A 22,221-nucleotide genomic window follows, 5' to 3' on the forward strand; every position below is an offset into this window, starting at 1 on the left:
GGGGCCGAGGGCCCCGCGGTCAGGGGTCGCGGATCACATCGCGCCCACCGTGAGCAGGTCCGCCAGCGCGGAGCGCAGTTCGGCGCTGGCGAGCATCATGTGGCCGCCCCGCACGGTGGTGACCCGGCACGGCCCGGTGGTCTCCGCCGCCCACGCGGCCAGCCCCGGCGCGTCCACCACCGGGTCCAGGTCGCCGGCGAAGACATGCACCGGGCAGGACAGCGGCGGCAGTTCGGTGGGACGGCGGTAGGTCTCCGTCATCCGCAGGTCGGCGCGGAGCGGCGGAAGGAACAGGTCGAGCAGTTCAGGACTGTCCTCGACGGCGGGCAGCGCGCCCTCCAACGTCCGCAGGCCGCTCAGCAGTTGGGCGGGCGGCGCGTTGTGCAGCGGCGGCAGCGCGTGCGGGGTGCGGGGCGAATTGCGTCCTGAGACGATCAGGGCGGCGGGCGGCCCGACCAACTGCGAGAGCCGGTGAGTCAGTTCGAAGGCGACCACGGCGCCGAAGCTGTGCCCGAACACCGCGTAGGGTCCCTCGATACCGGGTGCCAGCTCGGCCGCGAGGGTACGGGTCAGCGTGCCGATGTCCTGGGCGAGCGGTTCGCGCCTGCGGCTGCCGTGGCCCGGCAGGTCGACCGGGCGGACCCGCGCCACCTCGGCGAGGCCGGGCCGCCACGCGTGGTACATCACCGCGCTGCCGCCGGCATGGGGCAGGCACAGCAACTGGGGCCGTAGGGCGGGAAGCAGCACGGCCGCGGACCTCCTGTGATCGGGCGCACCGGATGGTCCCTCGATCCTCGCCGTTGCGGCGGCACGGGGCCACGGCCGTGAGTACTCATCATTAATGAGGACCCGCACGTGAAGCGGAAGCGGCGCCTCCCCCGTAAGTACGCACTTCGGGGCGTGTGTGCGCGGGCGTAATTCATCAGGTCTGGTGAAGTCCTCCGGCGGCGCCCGTAGCTACGTTTGGGGCCCTGGCCGAGCCGACCGCGACTTCGTGGAGTCGGGGGTTCCGCCGTGTCAACCCCGGACTCCGGAAGGTCGCTACGCATGTCCGACAGTTCTGATCCGCAGCTCGGCTACGACGAAGTCCTCGCGGAGCTGAAGGAGTTCGTCGAAACGCGATTCCTGCCCGAGGGCGAGGAGGGAATCGAGCCCGATTCCCCGCTGCTCCAGCTCGGAATCCTCACGTCGCTGAACACCACCGAGCTGATCGCCCATATCCACGACAGGTACGGGCTGTTCATGCCGCCCGAGTACATCGTCGGCAGGAACTTCAAGAGCCTGGACGCCATCAGCAAGCTCGTGGTCCGGATCCAGACCGACCCCGCCGCCATGGCCTGACGCTCTGTCCGACGCCGCTGTGCCGCCGCCGCTTTGACGCGGACGCGAACCGCCCGACCGGAAGCGCGGCCCGTGCCGAGGCAGGGCCCGTCCGATCCGACTCAAGAGGAGCAGTCTTGTCCGCAGTCGACTATGACATCGGGATCATCGGTGGAGGCCCGGCAGGCTCCACCGCGGCCTCATACCTGACCAGGGCCGGACTCACCGTCGCGGTCTTCGAGGGGGAGACCTTCCCCCGCGAGCACGTCGGCGAGTCACTGGTGCCCGCCACCACCCCCGTACTGCGCGACATCGGCGCGCTCGACCTCGTCGAGCAGGCCGGATTCCCCCGCAAATTCGGCGCGGCCTGGACGTCCGCGGCACCGGCCGGCATCCCCACCATGGGCTTCGGCGGCCTCTCGCACGGCCTCGGCGCCGCCGAGATCGAATTCGACGAGCGCGACCAGCCCGGCGTCCTCCAGTCCCACACGTACCACGTGGACCGGGGCAAGTTCGACCAGCTCCTGCTCCAGCACGCCGCCTCCTGCGGCGCGAAGGTCTTCGAGAACACCCGCATCGGCAGCGTCGACTTCTCCGGCGAGCACCCGGTGATCCACCCCGTCCGCGACAAGGACACCGGTGTCACCGTCCGCATGGTCGTGGACGCCAGCGGGCGCGGCACGATGCTCGGCCGCCAGCTCAAGCTCAAGGTCCCCGACCCGGTGTTCAACCAGTACGCGGTGCACACCTGGTTCGACGGCCTGGACCGCACGGCCCTCTCGCACGACAAGAAGAAGGCCGACTACATCTTCATCCACTTCCTGCCGCTGACCGACACCTGGGTCTGGCAGATCCCGATCACCGACACCATCACCAGCGTCGGCGTCGTCACGCAGAAGAAGCACTTCACCGCCTCCAAGGACGACCTGGAGGGCTTCTTCTGGGAGTGCGTGGGAAGCCGCCCCGAACTGCGCGCCGCGCTCGAGGACTCCGAGCGCGTACGCCCCTTCAAGGCCGAGGGCGACTACAGCTACGGCATGAAGGAGATCACCGGCGACAACTTCGTGCTGATCGGCGACGCCGCGCGCTTCGTGGACCCGATCTTCTCCAGCGGCGTCAGCGTCGCGCTCAACAGCGCCCGCATCGCGACCAAGGACATCATCGCGGCGGCGGAGGCCGGGGACTTCAGCAAGTCCCGCTTCACCGAGTACGAGCGGACGCTGCGGCGCGGGGTGAGCAACTGGTACGAGTTCATCTCCATCTACTACCGGCTGAACATCCTGTTCACCGCCTTCGTGCAGGACCCCAGGTACCGGCTCGACGTCCTCAAGATGCTCCAGGGCGACGTCTACGACGACGACGAACCGCGCGCGCTCGCCGCGATGCGGAAGATCGTCGCCACGGTCGAGAACGATCCCGACCACCTCTGGTACAAGCACCTGGGCAGCCTGTCCGCGCCCTCAGCGGCGGCGCTGTTCTGATGACCGATCAGGCCCCGGAGGCGGTGGCGATCATCGGTGCCGGCTGCCGCTTCCCGGGCGGCGTGGCGGACCTGGCCGGATTCTGGCGGGTGTTGCGGGACGGCACGGACGTGATCACCGAGATCCCGCCGTCCCGCTCCGACCTCGCCCGGCACTACGACCCGGACCCCGACGCGCCAGGCCGGACGTACACGCGCTGGGGCGGTTTCATCGAGGACGAGACGCGTTTCGACGCGGAGTTCTTCGGTATCGCCCCGCGCGAGGCCCGGCAGATCGACCCGCAGCAGCGGATGCTCATCGAGGTCGCCTGGGACGCGCTGGAACACGCCGGGATCGTCCCCGGCAGCCTCGCCGGCACCCGTACCTCCGTCTTCTCCGGCGGCCTGAGCGTCGACTACTTCCTGCGGCACTCCCGCGAGGCGGGCGTCCGCGGCATCGACCCCTGGTACGCCTCGGGCAAGGAGGCCAGCTTCGGCCCCGGGCGGCTGTCGTACCTGCTCGGCCTCAACGGCCCGAGCGTGGCGCTGAGCACCGCCTGCTCCTCGTCGCTGGTCGCCGTGCACCTCGCGCGGCAGAGCCTGCTCACGGGGGAGTCCGACACCGCGCTGGTCGGCGGCGTCAATCTGCTGCTCTCCGCCGAGCTGACGGTGTTCATGTCCAAGGTCGGCGCCATGGCCAAGGACGGGCACTGCAAGGTCTTCGACGCGGCGGCCGACGGAATCGTCCGCGGCGACGGCTGCGTGGTGCTCGTCCTCAAGCGGCTGACCGACGCGCTCGCCGACGGCGACCGCGTGCTGTCCGTGATCCGCGGCTCCGCCGTCAACCACGACGGGCACAGCGCGGGACTGACCGTGCCCAGCGCCGCCGCCCAGCAGTCGCTGCTGCGGGACGCCCTGGCCGCCGCGGACGTACGGCCCGACGAGATCGGCTACGTCGAGGCGCACGGCACCGGCACCCCGCTCGGCGACCCCATCGAGATGAGCGCGCTCGCCCGGATTCTCGGCGAAGGACGCGACGCGGAACACCCGCTGCTGGTCGGCTCGTTGAAGACCAACTTCGGGCACACCGACGGCGCGGCGGGCGCGGCCGGGCTCCTCAAGGCGGCACTGGCCGCACAGCACGGCGAGATCCCCCCGCATCTGCACCTGGACCGGCTCAACCCCGGTATCCGCTGGGACCGCTGGCCGGTGCGGGTGCCGACGGACCTCACCGCGTGGCCGGACGGCGGCGGGCGGCGACTGGCCGGCGTCAGCGCCTTCGGGCTCAGCGGAACCAACGCCCATGTGATCGTCGAGGCACCGCCAGCGGTCGCCGCGCCCGCCGAGGCGGCACAGGACCGGCCGTCCCGGCTGCTCCTGCCGGTCTCCGCGCGCTCCGGCGCCGCGCTGCGCGAACTGGTCCGTGCGCACCGCGACCGGCTGCTCGACCAGCCGGAGGCCGAACTGGCCGCGTACGTCACGGCGGCGGGCACCCGGCGCACCCAGCACCGCGAGCACCGCATCGCCGTCACCGGCAGGACGGCCGCCGAACTCGCCCAGGAACTCGGCGCGTTGCTGGAGACGTCTCTCGACTCCGCCGTGCCGGACCTGGCGGCGGAAGAGCGAGGCGGCGCGCAGTGGGGCGGCACGGACGCCGGGGACTTCGGCGACCCGGGCGACTCGGGCGACGACCTGCCGCAGGTCTGCTTCGTCTTCTCCGGGCAGGGCGGCCAGTGGACGGGCATGGGCCGCGAACTGCTGGCCCACGAGGACGCCTTCCGGACCGAACTGACCCGCGTGGACGAGCTGATCGCCGCGGAGGCGGGCTGGTCGGTGATCGGCGAACTGACCGCGGACGCCGAGCACTCCCGGCTGACCCGGACCGAATTCGCCCAGCCCGTCGTCTTCGCCGTGCAGGTGGCCGCCGCCGCGCTCTGGCGCTCCTGGGGCGTGGAGCCCGCCGCCGTCATCGGGCACAGCATGGGCGAGATCGCCGCCGCCCACGTGGCGGGCGCACTGACCCTCACCGACGCCGTACGCGTCATCGTGCACCGCGGACGCCTCCTCCAACGGGCCGAGGGCGGCGGCCGGATGGCCTCCGTGGCCCTCCCCGAAGCCGACCTGCTGCCGCTGCTCGCCGCATACGGCGACGACGTGACCGTGGCCGCCGTCAACGGTCCCGCGAGCACCGTCGTCTCCGGACGCACCGAGGCCGTCGAGGCCCTGGGCGCCGAACTGGCCGAGCTCGGCCACGGCTACCGCGCGATGCCCGGCGAATACGCCTTCCACAGCGCGCAGATGGCGCCCTACCAGGACGAACTCGTCGCACTGCTCGGCGAGATCACCCCGGCGAAGCCGCGCGTGCCGGTCCACCTCACCTGCGAGCCGGGCGCCGATGGTCCCTTCGGCGCCGACTACTGGGGACGCAACCTCCGCCAGCCGGTCCGCTTCTCCGCCGCGCTCGGCCGCGCGCTCGACGCCGGTCACCGCCTCTTCGTGGAGCTGGGCCCGCACCCGGTGCTCGCCCAGCCCGTCGTCCAGAGCCTGGAGGACCGGGGAGTCGACGGGCTCGTCGTCCCCACCCTGCGCCGCGACACCGACGACGTCGCCACCGCGCGCACCTCGCTGGCCAGGCTCTACGCCGCCGGGGTCGACATCCGCTGGCCCGAGGTCAATCCGGGACCCACGTCCGTCACGGACCTGCCCGGCTACCCGTGGCAGGGCGACAAGCTGTGGTTCGACATCCCCGCGCCCGACGCGAACGCCGATGGCGACACCCTGCCGCAACTGAGCGCACTGCACGGTGAGTTGAAGCTGTACGACGAGGCCGGGCGGCTCGTCGCCGAGACCGTGGGGCTGCGCCTGAGCACTCCGGGCGCGCCGCTGTCCGAGACGGCGCCGCCCGCCCTGCCCGCGCCGGTGGACGCCGCTCCCGCCACCGCTCCGGCGACCCCGGCGCGCCCCAGCCGCGACCAGCTCGCCGACCTGGTCGCGGACGCCGCCGCGGAGGTGCTGGGGCTGGCCTCCGGCACCACCGTGGCGCGCGGTCGCGGCTTCACCGACCTCGGCATGGACAGCCTCGGCGCCGTCGAGCTGTGCAAGGTGCTGGAACGGTCTGTGCCGCTGCGGCTGCCGAAGACCGCGGCCTTCGACCACCCCACCGTGCGGCGGTTCGCCGACTACCTCGACGGCCTGCTCGGCGACGCCCCGGCTCCCGCACCCGCCGTGTCCCGTACGACCGACACGGCGGCCGTGTCCCGTACGACCGCCACGCCCGCGGCTCCGGCCGCGCCGACCGGCACGCCCGGCGCGCCCGAGCCGATCGCCGTCATCGGCGTCGGCTGCCGCTTCCCCGGCGGCGCCGAGGGCCCGGACGCCTACTGGCGGCTGCTGACCGCGGGCCGCGACGCCGTACGCCGCGCCCCCGACGGCCGCTTCGACGACCCGCGCGTGTGGTGGGGCGGCTTCCTGGACGACGACCCGGCGGGCTTCGACGCGCCGTTCTTCCGGATCCCGCCGCGCGAGGCCAAGGTGATGGACCCGCAGCAGCGGATGTTCCTCGAAGTGGCCTGGGAGGCGCTGGAACACGCGGGCGTCCCGCCGACCTCGCTCGCCGAGTCCCGCACCGGGGTCTTCGTCGGCATGAACTCCACCGACTACGCCCAGATCGTGGGCAGCCACCCCGACAACGTGGACGCCTTCTACGGCACCGGCACCTCCTTCAGCGCCGCCGCCGGCCGCCTGTCGTACCTGCTCGGCATGCGCGGCCCGAGCCTGGCCGTCGACACCGCCTGCTCGTCCTCGCTGGTCGCGGTGCACCTCGCGGTGGCCAGTCTGCGCTCGGGCGAGAGCGACCTCGCGGTCGCCGCGGGCGTCAATCTCATCCTCGGCCCCACCATCCACCGGGCCAGCGACGCCGCCGGGGCCCTCGCGGCCGACGGCCGGTGCAAGACCTTCGACGCCACCGCCGACGGATACACGCGGGGCGAGGGCTGCGGAGCCGTCATCCTCAAGCCGCTGTCCGCCGCCCGGCGCGACGGCGACCGGGTCCTGGCGCTGATCCTCGGCTCCGCCGTCAACCAGGACGGCGCCAGCAGCGGCTTCACCGCCCCGAACGGTCCCGCGCAGGAGACACTGCTGCGCGCCGCACTCGCCGACGCCCGCGTCGGCGCGGACGACATGGACTACGTCGAGGCGCACGGCACCGGCACCCCGCTCGGCGACCCGATCGAACTGCGGGCGCTCGGCGCCGCGTTGGCCGGCCGGACGGCCCAGCAGCCCTGCCTGGTCGGCTCGGTGAAGACCAACATCGGCCACCTGGAAGCCGCGTCCGGCATCGCGGGACTCATCAAGACCGTCCTGGCCCTGCGGCACGAGACGGTGCCCGCGCACCTGCACTTCACGCGGCCGAGCCCCGACATCCCCTGGGACGAACTGCCCCTGGACGTCCCGACCGAGGCCCGCCCATGGTCCCGCGGCGAGCGCCGCAGGGTCGCCGGGGTCAGCGCCTTCGGCTTCAGCGGCACCAACGCGCACATCGTGCTCGCCGAGGCCCCCGCGACCGACGCCTCCGACGCCTCTGATGCCCCCGGCACCTCCGACGCGGACGACGGCGCGGCCCTGACCGCCCGCCTCCACGTCCTGCCGCTGTCCGCCGCGTCCCCCGCCGCACTGCGCGACCGGGCCGCCGCCCTGCGCTCACTGCTCACCGCCGAGCCGGACGGCGACGCGACACGGGACGCGCACGGCGCGGAACCGGCCGCCGTGGCACGGACCCTGGCCGTACACCGCTCCCACCTCGACCACCGGCTGGTCGTCGTGGGCCGCGACCGCGCCGCGCTCGCCGAACGACTGACCGCCGTCGCCGACGGTGACAGCGTCCCCGGCACCGTCCTCGGCAAGGCCGCCGCACGCGCACGCGGACCCGTCTTCGTCTTCTCCGGGCACGGCTCCTACTGGCCCGCCATGGGCCGCTCCCTGCTGGCCGCCGACCCGGTGTTCCGGGACGCGATCGCGGACTGCGACGCCGCGCTCGCCCGCCACCTGGACTGGTCGGTGCGCGAAGCGCTGGAATCCGCGCGCGAGCCTTCGAACGAACTCGACCAGCAGATCATGCTCTTCGCCACCCAGTACGGCCTGACGGCGAGCTGGCGCGCCCTGGGCGTCGAGCCCGCCGCCGTGCTCGGCCACAGCATGGGCGAGGTGTCGGCCGCCCTGTGCGCGGGCGCGCTCGACCTGGCGCAGGCCGCGGAGATCATGGTGCGCCGCACCCACCTGCTGCGGGCCCTGGTCGGCCAGGGCGGCATGGCCGTGGTCGGCCTCGACGCCGACCGCACCGAGGACGAACTGGCACCGTACGGCGACCGGTTGTGCGTCGCCGTGGTCAACAGCCGACAGTCGACGGTGGTGTCGGGAGAGACGACCGCACTGGAGGAACTGGGCGCCCGAATGCGCGCGCGCAACGTGTTCTTCCGTGCGGTCAACGCCGGCGGCCCGGCCCACAGCCCCTGGGCCGAGCCGCTGCGCGAACAGCTTGTACACGCCCTGACCGGGCTGGCCCCGGCCGCCCCGCGCCTGCCGATGTACTCCTCGGTGGACGGCGCGCCGCTCGCCGCCGACACCCCCCTGGACGCCGCCTACTGGGGCCGGAACCTGCGGCAGACCGTACGGTTCGCCGACGCCGTACGGGCAGCGGCGGCGGACGGACACGACACCTTCGTGGAGCTGTCCGCCCATCCCATCCAACTCGTGCCCATCGAGCAGGAGTTGCGGGCTGCGGGCACCGACGGACTGTTCGTGCCGTCACTGCTGCGCGACCAGGACGGCCCGGAGTCGCTGCTCACCGGGCTCGGCGCCCTGCACGTCGGCGGCCAGGCCGTGGACTGGCCGCGGCTGCACCCCGGGAACGGCCCGCTCGCCGAGCTGCCGACCTACCCGTGGGAGCACAAGCGGTACTGGGTCGACCAGCGCGACGCCGCCCCCGCGAACAAGGGCGCCCACCCGCTGCTGACCCGCGACGTCCGCACCCCGTCGGGCCGCGTCGTGGAGACGGACCTCGACGCCCGTACCGCCACCCGGCTCGGCGCCGAACCCGTGGGCGCCGCACTGCGGGTGCCCGGCGCCACCTGGCTGGAGCTGGCCGTCGCCGCGGCCGGGACCGCCTTCGGCCCCGGCCGCCCCGTCCGCCTTGAGGACATCACCCTCGACCGCCCCCTGCTGGTCCCGGCCGACGGCTCCGTCACCACCCAACTCACCCTGGAACGGGCCGCGTCGGGCGACCGGCCGGGTCTGGCGCTCACCTTGTGGGAGCCCGCCAGCGACACCGCGCCGCGCCCCCGCCGCCTCGTCTCGGGCCGCGCCCTGCCAGGACGCGCGCCGTCCGACACCGCTGCGGACGCCCCGCCGCACCCGCGCGGCCCGGTCGACGAGGCCCTGCGCGCCTGGGTGGCCCGGCACGCCACCGGGGACTGCGCGCCGACCCCGGAATCGGCCCGGACCGCCGACGGCCGCATCGAACTCGAACTGCGGCTGCGCCCGGCCACCATGCGCTGGCACCTCGCCCCCGACCTCCTCGAACTCGCCCTGCGGCTGCCCGCGTTCCTGCTGTCCGCCGACCCCGCCGACCCGGCGCCGCTCCCCGCCTCCCTCGACAGCCTCACCCTGTACGCGGCCCCCGACGACCGCGTCCTCGTCACCGCCGCCCTGCGCCCCGACACCGCGGGCGACCCGACCGCCGACATCCGCCTGACCACCCCCGAGGGCCGGTCGCTCGCCGAGATCACCGGCCTGCGCCTCGCCCCGCCGCGAGGCCGCGTCCTCAACCAGGAGGAGACCGCGCGCCTCACCACCAGCCTGTACGTCCTCGGCTGGCAGGAGCGCCCGCTGACGGTCCGTCAGCCCGAGCAGCGGTCGGCCGAAACCCCGGCTCGGCTCGAAGCCGGGACTCCGCAGCGCGGCTTGACCGCCCATGTCCCGGCCCAGCGGGACGGCCTCGGCGCATCGCGGACCGAGGACGACCCGTCCACAGCCGCCGGGGGACCGGGGGCGCCCCTGACCGGGCCCGTCACTGTCGTCCTCGCCGACCGCGGCGGCGTCGCCGAGGAACTGGCACGGGCACTGGCCGCACAAGGGCGGCCCGCGACCCTGCTGGCGGCCGACGGCGAGCCCGACGCCGTACGGCAGCGACTCGCCGACGTGCTGCGGGAGTTGCGCACCGGGCCCGGCTGCCGGGACGTCGTGCACCTCGGGGCGCTGGACCTGCCGGAGCGGGACGAGCCCGACCCCCTCGCCGTGGCCGACGCGTGCGCGGGGGTGACGGCGGTCGCCTCCGTGACGGCGGCGGTCGGCAGCGGCGCACGCGTGCTGTACGTGACGCGGGGCGCGGTCGCGGTGGACGAGCTGGAACTGCCCGCCGCCGCACAGGCACCGCTGCGGCAGTCCGCGATCGTCTCCGGCGTGGAACGCCCCACCGCCTGGGGCGCCGCGCTCGACCTGGACCCCCTGACCTCGGGTGTGGCGGAGGACGCGGCGGCCGTCGCGGCCGAACTGCTCGCCCACGGCGCCGACCGCGCCGGAGGCGAGGACGTCGAGGACCAGATCGCGCTGCGCGCCGGACGCAGGCTCACCGCCCGGGTGCTGCGCGCCCCGGCCCCGCCGCCGCTGTTCGAGCCGGTCGAACTGGCCGCCGACCGCAGCTATCTGGTGGCGGGCGCGGAAGGACCGCTGCCCGACCGGGTGGCCGCCTGGCTGACCGCGCGCGGCGCGGGCCGCACGCTGGTCGTGCCCCGCGTGGAGGACGCCAAGCAGGCGACCCGGCTGATCGAGGACGAGGCCGCGGCCGGACACCCCGTCGCGGGCGTGATCTGGCTCGGCGTCGGCTGGAATCTGCCGATCGACCAGGAGCCGACCGCCGCCGCGATCGCCGAGGCGGTCGAGGACCGTGCCCGCGGCGCGTGGCTGCTGCACCAAGCAGCGCTCGACACGCGTACCGACCTGGACCTCTTCCAGGTGTGGGGCACCGTGGCGTCGGCCTGGGCGGCGATCGGGGCGGGCGTACAGGCCCCGGTGGACGCGCTGCTCACCGCCCTCGCCGGGCACCGGCGCGCCCTGGGCCTGCCGGTCTGCGCCATCGCCTGGGCGCCCTGGCTCGACGTGGATCTGCTGGACCGCGACAGCGCCAACCGGCTGACACGCAGCGGCATGCGCCTGCTCCCGCCCGGCATCGCCGTGGAACTGCTCGACCGGATCACCGCGGCGGGCCTGACCGGCGCCGCCGCGGCCGACGCCGACTGGGGCCTGCTGCTGCCGCTCTACCAACAGGCCCGCCCCTGGCCGCTCTTCGACGCCCTGGCCGCCGAGGCGGCGGCTGCGCCCGGTGACTCCGGCGCGCTGCTGGACAAGCTGCGCTCACTGCCCGACGCGGCGCGCGGCGATCTGCTGCTGGAGTGCGTCCTGGAGGAGGTGGCGGTGGTGCTCGGCCTGGACGGACCCGGCGAACTGGAGCCCCGGCAGGGCTTCTTCGAACTGGGCCTGAACTCCATCACGGCGCTGGAGATGAAGGTACGGCTGGAGCGCCGCTTCGGCAGCGCGCTCCCCGCGACCCTCGCCTTCGAATACCCGACGGGCGACGCCGTGGCCGGATTCCTCGCCGCCGAGGTGGTCGGCGGATCGGGCGACGAGCGGTCTGACGCGCCGCAGCCCGCCGCCGACAGCGTCACCCGTACCCAAGACACCGGACGCGCCGAGAACGCCGCGACCACCGGACGCGCCGAAAGGACCGAAGGCACCGCGGACAACGCCACCGTCACCGGCGACCTCACCGATGAAGACGACTACGACGACCCCGACGACGCGGACCTCTTCGCCCGTCTGGACGCCGAAGTCGCCGCCGTGAACGCCCTCATCGAGGGAGACAAGCGATGAACCAGCCCACCGACGGTGCCGGACCCCGCACATCGGACCGTACGCCGGAGCGCGCACCGGACCAACGGTCCCGCCTCGCCCAGGCATTGGAGACCATCGGGCGGCTGCGCACGATGGTCGAGGACCAACGGGCCGCGCTGCACAGCCCGGTGGCCGTCATCGGCGTCGGCTGCCGCTTCCCCGGCGGCGCCGACTCGCCCGAGCGCATGTGGGACCTGCTGCGCGACGGCGTGGACGCCATCGGCCCCTTCCCGCGCGACCGTTGGGACACCGACCCGTACTACGACCCCGACCCCGAGGCGCCCGCGAAGGCGTACGTCGTGGAAGGCGGCTTCCTGGACAGCGCCGACACCTTCGACGCGCAGCTCTTCGGGATCGCGCCGGGCGAAGCGCTCGGAATGGACCCCCAGCAGCGGATCGCGCTCGAAGTCGCCTGGGAGGCGCTGGAGCGGGCCGGCATCCCGCACGACTCGCTGGACGGCTCCCGCACCGGCGTCTACATCGGCGCGAGCACCAGCGACTACGTACGGCTGCGGCAGCAGTACGGCGACCCGGCCGCGATCGACGGCTACCAACTCCTCGGCGAGAACAGCTTCATCGCCGGACGCATCGCGCACACCTTCGGGCTGCGCGGACCCGCGCAGGTCGTCGACACCGCCTGCTCCTCCTCACTGGTCGCCGTCCACCAGGCGTGCCAGGCCCTGCGCCTGGGCGAGACCGATCTGGCACTGGCGGGCGGGGTCAACGTCATCCTGTCCCCGTACGGCTTCGTGCTGGTCAGCAAGGCCGGGGCGGTCTCGCCCGACGCCCGCTGCAAGGCGTTCGACGCCTCCGCCGACGGCTACGCACGCGGCGAGGGCTGCGGTCTGGTGGTGCTCAAGCGGCTCAGCGACGCGGTGGCCGACGGCGACCGGGTGCTCGCCGTCATCCGGGGCAGCGCCGTCAACCACGACGGCCACGCCAGCGGCATCTCCGTACCCAGCGGCAAGGCGCAGCAGGAGGTCATCCGCGCGGCCCTCGCCGACGCGGGAGTCACCGCAGACCGGATCGGCTACGTCGAGGCGCACGGCACCGGCACCGCCCTCGGCGACCCCATCGAACTGCGCAGCCTGGAGACCGTCCTCGGCACCGGCCGTTCGGCGGATCACCCCGTCTACGTCGGGTCGGTGAAGACCAACGTCGGCCATCTGGAGGCGGCGGCGGGCATCGCCGGGCTGATCAAGAGCGTGCTGGCCGTCGGCCACGGCGAGATCCCGGCGAGCCTGCACTTCCGCACGCCCAACCCCAACGTCGACTGGGACGCGCTGCACCTGCGGGTCGCCGCCGAGCACACCCCGTGGCCGTCCGACGGGCAGCCGCGCACCGCGGGCCTCAGCTCGTTCGGCGCCAGCGGCACCAATGTCCACCTCGTCATCGAGGAACCGCCCGCCATGACCACCGAGCAGCCCGAGCCGGACCCGCGGCCGGGGCGGCAGGCAGAAGTGTTCGTCGCGTCGGCCCGCAGCGAACCGGCGCTGCGTGAACTCTCCCTGCGCTGGGCCGACTTCCTGCGCGCCAACCCGGCGACCCCGCTGGACTCCGTGGCCCGCACCATCGCCGCCGGCCGCTCACCGCAGCAGGTCCGCGCCGCCTTCACCGCCCGCGACACCGCCTCGCTCGCCGACCGGCTGCACGACTTCGGGACCGGCGACGGGGGCCCCGCCCCCCGCCGCGCCCAGGCCGCGCACCGCGTGAAGACCGCCTTCATGTTCACCGGCCAGGGCGCCCAGTTCGCGGGCATGGGACGGGAGTTGTACGAGGCCGAGCCGGTGTTCCGGCAGGCTCTGGAGCGCTGCGCCGAGATCGTCGACCCGGTCCTGGACCGACCGCTGCTGGAGATCGTCCACCCCGTCGAGCCCGACGGCTCGCTCGACAGGACCGGCTACACCCAACCCGCGCTGTTCGCCGTCGAATTCGCGCTCGCCGAACTGTGGGCGTCCTGGGGTGTCCGCCCCGCCGCCGTGATCGGCCACAGCGTCGGCGAGTACGCGGCGGCGTGCGTCGCCGGAGCGGTGGACCTGGAGGACGCGCTCGGGCTGATCGCCCTGCGGGCCCGGCTGATGGAGTCGGTGACCGCGCCCGGCGCGATGCTCGCCGTACAACTGGACGCGCAGGCCGCCGAGCGGGCCATCGGCTCCCGCGCCGACCTGGTCGCCGTCGCCGCCGTCAACGGGCCCCAGGACACGGTCCTTTCCGGCGATGCCGACGCCATCGCGGAGATCCGGGCGGAGCTGGCCCGCGAGGGTGTGACCGCCAAACCGCTGACCGTCTCGCACGCCTTCCACTCGCCGCTGCTCGACCCGGTCCTCGCCCCGCTGGAGGAGGCGGCGGCGAAGATCACCTTCCGTGAGCCGCGCGTCCCGCTGATCTCCAACCTCACCGGCCGGCCGCTGGACCGCGCCACCCTCGCGGACCCCGGCTACTGGGCCCGGCACGCCCGGCAGCCCGTCCGCTTCCACGACGGCGTGCTGGCACTGCGCGAGACCGGCGTCGGCGCCTTCGTGGAGATCGGCCCCGGCCGGACCCTGCTCGGCCTGGCCGCCCGCGCCCTGCCCGACCCCGACCTGCTGTGGCTGCCGTCCCTGCGGCGCGGCCGGCCCGAGGCCGAGCAGGTCCTGGGAAGCCTGGGCGCGCTGCACGCCTGGGGCGTACCCGTCGACTGGTCGCGGGTGCACCCGGCCACCGCCGACCGGCACGTGCCGCTGCCCACGTACGCCTTCCAGCGGCTGCGACTGAACTTCCCGCTGGCCGACGACACCTCTCCGGTACTGCCAGGACCCGGCGGGGCGGTCGCGGACCCCGAAGCCGCGGACTACCCGCAGTACGCGGTGGAGTGGCGCCGCTCGCCGCGCGCGGGCCGCGCCGCGGATCCGGCCGGGCGCACCCTGCTGTTCACCGACACCACGGGGGTCGGTGAGCGGCTGGCGGCGGAGCTGTCCTCGCTCGGCGGGGAGTGCGTGCTGGCCAGGATCGGCGACGGTCCGGCCGGGCTGCCGGGCGCCCGGAGCGTCCCCGCGGGCGATCCCGCCGCGCTGCGCGCGCTGCTGGCCGACGTCGGCCCGGTCGACCGGATCGTGCACCTGGCGGCCCTCGACGCGCCCGGCGGCGACAAGACCACCGTCGAGGACCTGGCGCGGGCCCGTGTGACGGGACCCGAGACCGTGGTGCACCTGATGCAGGCGCTCGCTGAAGGTGCCTCTCAGGCGCCTCCCGGCTCCGCCTCCGAAGCCGCCACCGCCGGGGCCCGGCCGCCCCGGCTGTGGCTGGTCACCCGCGGCGCGCAGGCCACCGGCGAGGAGGAGGCCCCCGAGGGCCTGGCGGGATCGCTGCTCACCGGCCTCGCCAAGGTCGTCTCGCTGGAACACGCCGACCTGTGGGGCGGGGCCGTCGACCTGGACCCGCAAGGCGGCGCGGCCGACAGCGGCGCCGCGGAACTGGCCGAGGAACTGCTCCTCGGCGACGAGGACGACGAGGTCGCCTACCGCGGCGGCGCCCGCCTCGTCCCCCGTCTGATCCGCTCCGGCCCCCCGGCCGACGACGCCCCGCGCCTCCAAGTGACCGGCGACGGAAGCTACTTGATCACCGGCGGGCTCGGCGGCCTCGGGCTGACGCTGGCCGAGTGGCTGGTCGGCCTCGGCGCCCGGCACCTGGTCCTCACCGGCCGCGCGGGCCTGCCCCCGCGTCAGAGCTGGGACGACCCGGCGCTCCCCGCGCCCGTCGCCGAGCGGGTCGCCGCGATCCGCGCCCTGGAGACCCACGGCGCGCGGGTGACCGTCGCAGCCGCCGACGTGGGCGACGAGGCGGGCATGGCGGCGGTCCTCGCGGACATCGCCGACAGCGGGCAGCCGCTGCGCGGCGTCATCCACGCCGCGGGCCTGGCCGGGGCGCAGAACATCGCGGAGGCCGACCCCGAGTCGCTGCACGCCGTGCTGCTGCCCAAGGTCGAGGGAGCCTGGACGTTGCACCGGCTGCTGGACGGCGCACCGCTGGACTTCTTCCTGCTGATGTCGTCCATCGCCTCCGTGTGGGGTTCGGCGCACCTGGGCGCGTACGCCTCGGCCAACCGCTTCCTCGACGCGCTCGCCGCCTACCGGCGCGGCACCGGCGCCACCGCGCTCAGCGTGAGCTGGGGCCCCTGGCGGGTGGCCAGCGGCCTGGGCGGCGACGAGCTGATGGCCCGTCTGGAGGCCCTGGGGCTCCGGGCGATCGACCCGGAGACCGGGCTGCGGCACCTGGGCCCGCTGCTCGCCTCCGACACCGCGCACGCCGTGGTCTCCGGCGCCGACTGGACGACGCTCGGCCCGCTGCTGGAATCGCGCCGCGCCCGCCCGCTGCTGACCGAGGTCCGCGCCGACAGCGCCGGTCCCGGCCAGGACCAGGGTCCCTCCGAACACCTGCGGGCCGTCTTGGACGCGCCCGCCGACCAGCGCGAACCGCTGCTCGACGGCTACGTCAGAACGGTCCTCGCCGACCACCTCGGCGTCGCGCTCACCGAGATCACCGACGACATCAGCCTGCTCGACCTGGGACTGGACTCGCTGGGGGTGACGCAGGTCATCGCCCGTTACCGCGCCGACCTGGCCCTGCGCCTGGAACCCCGTCCCTTCTTCGAGGAACCGGCCGTCCACTGGGCACGGCTGCTCGCCGCCGAGGTCGCCCGTCAGCACTGACCCACCGATCCGGCTGCACCGGCCGAAGCCCCAGGACACACCGCCGTATCCCAGGAGGTCGCAGATGAACACCCGCCACGACGTAGCCATTCTCGGCGCAGGCATCGCCGGTTCGATCCTGGGCGCCGTACTCGCCCGCAACGGCGCCAAGGTGCTGCTGCTGGACGCCGGCACCCACCCGCGGTTCGCCATCGGGGAGTCCACCATCCCCTACACCTCGGTGCTGATGAAGGTCGTCAGCGCCCGCTACGACGTGCCGGAGATCGCCCACCTCGCCAGTTTCCAGAGCGTACGCAAGCACGTGACCGGGGCCTGCGGCGTCAAGCGCAACTTCGGCTTCGTCTACCAGCGCGAGGGCCAGGCCCAACGGCCCGACGAGGTCAACCAGTTCGTCATCCCGAAGATGCTGCACACCGAGAACCACTTCTACCGGCAGGACATCGACGCCTACATGGCGTACACCGCCGCCTCCTACGGCGCGGTCCTGCGGCAGCAGACCCGGATCCAGGACGTCGACATCGACGGCTCGGGCGTCACCTTGACCACCGACCGCGGCGAGACCTTCCAGGCCCGCTACGTGGTCGACGCCAGCGGCCACCGCTCCCCGGTCGCCGAGCACTTCGGCCTGCGCGAACAGCCCACGCGCTTCAAGCACCACTCGCGCTCGCTGTTCACGCACATGGTGGGCGTCACCCCGTACGACGACGTCATGCGCAACCCGTCGCAGTACGGCAACCCCAGCCCGTGGCACCAGGGCACCTTGCACCACGTCTTCGACGGCGGCTGGCTGTGGGTGATCCCCTTCGACAACAACAAGGGCGGCACCAACCGGCTGTGCAGCGTCGGCCTCACCCTGGACCCGCGCCGGCACCCGCGGCCCGACGGGCCGCCGCAGCAGGAATTCGACGAATTCCTCAGCAGGTTCCCCGACATCGCACCGCAGTTCAAGAACGCCCGCCCGGTCCGCGAGTGGGTCTCCACCGGCCGGTTGCAGTACTCGACCACCAGCACCGTCGGCGACCGCTTCTGCATCACCGCGCACGCCGCCGGATTCATCGACGCGCTCTACTCCCGCGGCCTGACCAACACCCTCGAAGTCGTCAACGTCCTGGGCTACCGGCTGCTCGACGCGATCCGCGACGACGACTTCTCCCGCGAACGCTTCGCCTTCGTCGAGCAGTTGGAGCAGGGCCTGCTCAGCGCCAACGACGACCTGGTCAACAGCTCCTTCATCGCCTTCCGCGACTACGAGATGTGGAACGCGGTCTTCAGGACCTGGGCGATCTCCACTGTGCTCGGCACCTTCCACCTCGAAGGCGTCTACGACCGGCTGCGGCGCGGCGGCGACACCGGCCCGCTGCGCGAGATGGAGCACTCCAAGTACCTCGGCTCGCCCTTCCCCACCCACGACGGCTGCAACGAACTGCTGCGCCACACCACCGCCGTCAGCGAGCAGGTGGAGAACGGCACCATCACACCGCAGGAGGCGACCCGGCGGCTGTTCGCGCAGCTCTCCGCCGCCGACTTCATCCCGCCGCCGCTCAACCTCGACAAGCCGGGCAACCACTTCTTCCACGCGACCCCCGCGCGCATGGCGCGCACCGTCGCCTGGGCCCGGACCAAGGCACCCGCCGACATCGCGGGCACGGTGACCCACGCCATGCGCGGCTTCGCCATGGAACGCGTCGCGCACGGCGGCTGACCCATCCGTATCCGACCCGAACAGGTGATGGGCACCATGAGAACCGACCCCGACCACATCGGAGACGACCAGCGTGACCCGGACGTCACCGTCCTGGGCACCGGGATCACGGCCACCTCGCTGGCCGTGATCCTCGCCCGGCACGGCCTGCGCGTCCTGCTGCTCGGCGAGCACGACACGTCCGGCAGCGAGCCGGGTGAGATGACGCTGCCGTGCACCTCGTTCCTCTACGAGGTGATCGCCGAGCGCTTCCGGGTGCCGGAGATCGCGCTGCTCGCCGACGCGGGACGGGTCGGACGCGAACTGTCGTACAACTGCGGCGTGCAGCGCACCCTCGGCTTCGTGCACCACCACGAGGGCGCCGGGCACCGGCGGGCCGACTCCCTCCAGTTCAACATCCCCTCGGAGCACGGCGAGAGCCGCTTCTACCGGCCCGACCTGGACGCCTGGATGCTCGCCGCGGCCGTCGGGTACGGCGCCCGGGTACGGCAGCGGGTCCGGGTCGACAAGGCCGTCCCCGAGGACGACCGGGTACGCCTGACCCTGGCCTCGGGCGAGGAGATACGCACCCGCTTCGTGGTCGACACCGGCGGCCCCGACTCGGCCGTGGCCCGCGCGCTCGGCGCCGAGCGGGTCTCCGGGGGCACCGGCACGCGGGTGATCGGCGCGCACGCCGTCGGCGTACGGCCGTACGAGCGGGTCGCGCCGGTCCTCAAGGGCTCGCACCCCTGGTCGCAGGGCACCTTGCACCACGTCTTCGACGGCGGCTGGATACAGGTCGGCCACTTCCGCAACGGCTCGGGTACGCCGGCCGGCTCCGCGCTCGCCACCGTCACCCTGTCGCTGGACGCCGCCCGCTTCCCCCGGCAGGGGACCGACGGCTGGGAGGAGATCCTCGCCCGCGCCGCCCGCCACCCGGCCATCGCCGCCCAACTCGCCGACGCCCAGCCGATGTTCTGCTGGACGGCCGACTCCGGCCAGTGGCACGCCTCGCGCACCGTGGGCGACCGCATGCTGCTGCTCGACGGCTCCGCGCTCGGCGGCGACCCGGTCCTCGGCCGCGACCTCTACACCTCCGCCCAACTCGTCTACTCCGCGGCCTCCGACATCCTCGCCGCGGCCAGGGACGACGACTGGTCGGCGGGCCGCTTCCGTTATCTGGAGCGTTTGCAGCACGGCATGGCGGACCGTCAGGACCGCCTGGTGGACGCCGCGTTGACCGCCAGCTCGCACCCCGCGCTGTGGAGTGCGACGGCCAGGGTCTGGCTGCTGGGCACCATGTTCGACGCGCTCTCCCTCAAGCGGAGCGCCAAGACGATGGCGTCGGGCGCCGCCGAGGCCGCCCTCACCTCGCTGCGCGCCGACCCCGCCACCGGTGTCTGCCACGAGACGCTGCCGGAATACCGCGAGCTGCTCGACTTCACCCTCGCCGCCTGCCGCGACACCGCCGAGGGCCGCGCCACCGCCCGCCAGAGCGCCGACCGGATCTTCGTCCGCCTGCGGAACGAGGCGATGGTGCCGCCGATCTACGGCTTCGGCGACCCCACCGACCGCGAGTACGTCCTCACCACCCCGCAACGGGTGCGCACCCTGCTGTGGGCGCGCAAGGAAGCACCACCGGGAGTGCTGCGCCTGGTGCGGCCCTACGGCGCGCGCGGCGGCGGAAAAGACCTCGGCCATGACGACTGACCAGGAACAGGACATCCGACGCAGACTCGCCCACCTGGGGATCGTGGACATGGAAGCAGACACCGGAACCAAGAGGTTCCCCGCCCAGGCCCTGCCGCCGGAGCCGTCCGCCATGCGCCAGGTGTGCGGGCACTTCACCACCGGCATCACCGTCGTCACCAGCGTGATCGACGGGCAATGGGTCGGCGCCACCGTCAACTCCTTCACCTCCGTCTCGCTGGAACCGCCCCTGGTGCTGTTCTGCCTGCGGCACGACTCCCGGCTGCTGGCGGCCGTCCGCGCCACCGGGACCTTCGCCGTGAGCATCCTCGGCGCGGCACAGGGCCCGGTCGCCATGGGCTTCGCCGCACCGGGACCGACTCGCTTCGACGGGCTGGACTGCCTCAGCGGCAGCGCAGGCGCGCCCATCTTGCGCGACGCCATCGGCTACCTGGAGTGCAAGGTCGCCGACGAGTACCACGGCGGTGACCACCGGATCGTGGTCGGCGCCGTCACCTCGCTCGGCACGCTGGAGGACGACGGCCCGCTCACCTTCTACCGCGGACGGCTCGCCCGGCTCGACAAGGAGCGCTGACCATGAGCATCGACCTGACGCGACAGCCCGTCGCCGAGGCCGTGCCCCCGTACCCCGACCCCTCCGCGCCGCTCGACCTGCGCACCCTGCCCGAGGTGCGCACCCTGGTGGACGCGCTGCGGCTGCGCGCCGCGACACGGCCGGACGACACCGCCTTCGTCTTCCTGCACGACGGCGAGGAGCCGCAGGACCCGCTGACCTACGGCGCCCTCGACGCCGACGCCCGGCGGCACGCCGCCGCGCTCACCGCGGCGGGACTCGCCGGCCGCAACGCCGTACTGCTCTACCCCTCAGGATTCGATTTCGTCCGCGCCCTGCTCGGCTGCATGTACGCGGGCATCGCCGCGGCGCCGGTCCAGGTGCCCAGCCGGGTCAGCGGACTCCAGCGGCTGCGCGGCATCGCCGACGACGCGGACACCCACGCCGTCCTCACCACGGCCGCCGTGGCACGCGAGCTGCGGGAGCGGTTCGGCGACCGCCCGGAGCTGACCGGCCTGACGCTGATCCACACCGACGAACTGCCCGAGGACGCCGCCGGGGGCGCGGACCCGGAGCAGTGGCACGGCACGCTGCCGGGACCGGGCGACACCGCGCTGCTCCAGTACACCTCGGGGTCGACCGGCGACCCCAAGGGCGTGATGGTCACCCACGCCAACTTCATGGCCAACGCGCGGGAGACCGACGACCTGTGGCCCTGCGGCCCCGGCGCCACCGTGGTGTCCTGGCTGCCGCTCTTCCACGACATGGGCATGCTGTTCGGGATCGTGCTGCCGCTGTGGGCGGGCCCGACCTCGTACCTGATGACACCCGAGGCGTTCATCCGCCGCCCGGCCCGCTGGCTGGAGGCGATCTCGCGGTTCCGCGGCACGCACGCCGCCGCGCCCGGCTTCGCGTACGACCTGTGCGTGTCAGCCGCCGCGGAAGGCCGGATCGGCCCCGGCCTCGACCTGTCCAGTTGGCAGGTCGCGGGCAACGGCGCGGAACCGGTGCGCTGGCGGACCATCGAGAACTTCGCCGCCGCCTTCGCCCCCGCGCGCTTCGACCCGCGCGCGATGTGCCCCGGCTACGGGCTCGCCGAGAACACCCTGAAGGCCACCGGCGACCGCGTCGACCGGGAACCCGCCGCCCTGTGGGTCTCCGACGACGCCCTGCGGGACGGCGTGGTCCGGCAGGTCGACGCGGACGCGCCCGGCGCCGTGCCGATCGTCGGCTGCGGCGCGCCGGAGCCCGGGACCCGGATCAGGATCGTCGACCCCGCGACCCTGAACCCGCTGCCAGACGGCCGCGTCGGCGAGATCTGGATCAACGGACCCTGCGTCGCGGCCGGCTACTGGGGCCGCCCGGAGGCGAGCAAGGAGACCTTCTGGGCCCGCACCGCCCCCGCCGCCGACGACAGCCACGAATACCTGCGCACCGGCGACCTCGGCTTCCTCCACGACGGCACCCTGTACATCAACGGGCGGCTCAAGGACCTCGTCATCCGCGCGGGCCGCAACCACTACCCGCAGGACATCGAACTGTCCGCCGAGACCGCCGCCCCCGGCCTGCGCCCCAACTGCGCGGCGGCCTTCTCCGTGGACGACGGCAGCACCGAGAAACTGGTCGTCGTCGTGGAGGCCGACGGGCGGACCTTGCGCGAGACCGGTACGGAACGGCTGCACAGGCTTGTACGTGAGGCGGTCTGGGACAATCATCGGCTGGAGGCGGACGACGTACTGCTGGTGCGGCGCGGCACTCTGCCCAAGACCTCCAGCGGCAAGGTGCGACGCCGCGCCTGCCGACAGCTCTACACGGACGGATCGCTGGCCGACGCCGTCGTACGAAGCGGCTGACGTCCGGGCCCCGC

The 22,221-nt window shown here is 73.8% G+C and carries 9 protein-coding genes; 8 read left to right on the forward strand and 1 reads right to left on the reverse strand.

What is annotated here, in order from left to right:
* Positions 1-33 precede the first annotated feature (33 nt).
* Entirely contained in the window at positions 34-747 is a 714-nt protein-coding gene (locus ACIQCJ_RS25470) for an alpha/beta fold hydrolase (protein ID WP_355334797.1), read from the reverse strand.
* Positions 748-1,047: 300 nt separating this feature from the next.
* On the opposite strand from ACIQCJ_RS25470, the gene ACIQCJ_RS25475 reads away from it, so the two are divergent.
* The 8 genes from ACIQCJ_RS25475 to ACIQCJ_RS25510 all read left to right on the forward strand — a co-directional run bounded on the left by ACIQCJ_RS25475 (position 1,048) and on the right by ACIQCJ_RS25510 (position 22,207).
* Positions 1,048-1,341 (forward strand): phosphopantetheine-binding protein, encoded by a 294-nt coding sequence (locus tag ACIQCJ_RS25475; RefSeq protein WP_355334794.1) that lies wholly within the window; start codon positions 1,048-1,050, stop codon positions 1,339-1,341.
* A 116-nt stretch (positions 1,342-1,457) separates the two neighbouring features.
* Positions 1,458-2,801: an NAD(P)/FAD-dependent oxidoreductase gene (locus ACIQCJ_RS25480; RefSeq protein WP_355334791.1), complete on the forward strand. Its 1,344-nt coding sequence runs from the start codon at positions 1,458-1,460 to the stop codon at positions 2,799-2,801.
* On the forward strand, positions 2,801-11,701 hold the full coding sequence (locus ACIQCJ_RS25485; protein ID WP_402712623.1) for a beta-ketoacyl synthase N-terminal-like domain-containing protein: 8,901 nt from the start codon (positions 2,801-2,803) through the stop codon (positions 11,699-11,701). The genes ACIQCJ_RS25480 and ACIQCJ_RS25485 overlap by 1 nt, the downstream gene beginning before the upstream one ends.
* Positions 11,698-16,410 (forward strand): type I polyketide synthase, encoded by a 4,713-nt coding sequence (locus ACIQCJ_RS25490; RefSeq protein ID WP_402712624.1) that lies wholly within the window; start codon positions 11,698-11,700, stop codon positions 16,408-16,410. Before ACIQCJ_RS25485 ends, ACIQCJ_RS25490 begins: the two co-directional genes overlap by 4 nt.
* Before the next feature lie 64 nt (positions 16,411-16,474).
* Positions 16,475-18,112 (forward strand): FAD-dependent oxidoreductase, encoded by a 1,638-nt coding sequence (locus tag ACIQCJ_RS25495; protein ID WP_355334782.1) that lies wholly within the window; start codon positions 16,475-16,477, stop codon positions 18,110-18,112.
* Positions 18,113-18,148: 36 nt separating this feature from the next.
* Positions 18,149-19,801: an NAD(P)/FAD-dependent oxidoreductase gene (locus ACIQCJ_RS25500; RefSeq protein WP_402712625.1), complete on the forward strand. Its 1,653-nt coding sequence runs from the start codon at positions 18,149-18,151 to the stop codon at positions 19,799-19,801.
* Entirely contained in the window at positions 19,791-20,375 is a 585-nt protein-coding gene (locus ACIQCJ_RS25505) for a flavin reductase (protein WP_391047680.1), read from the forward strand. The genes ACIQCJ_RS25500 and ACIQCJ_RS25505 overlap by 11 nt, the downstream gene beginning before the upstream one ends.
* A gap of 2 nt (positions 20,376-20,377) precedes the next feature.
* Positions 20,378-22,207 carry a fatty acyl-AMP ligase gene (locus tag ACIQCJ_RS25510; RefSeq protein ID WP_402712626.1) on the forward strand — a complete coding sequence of 610 codons (1,830 nt, stop codon included), beginning with the start codon at positions 20,378-20,380 and terminating at the stop codon, positions 22,205-22,207.
* Positions 22,208-22,221: the final 14 nt, after the last annotated feature.

Source organism: Streptomyces sp. NPDC093221 (genome assembly GCF_044753885.1).
Taxonomy (GTDB): domain Bacteria; phylum Actinomycetota; class Actinomycetes; order Streptomycetales; family Streptomycetaceae; genus Actinacidiphila.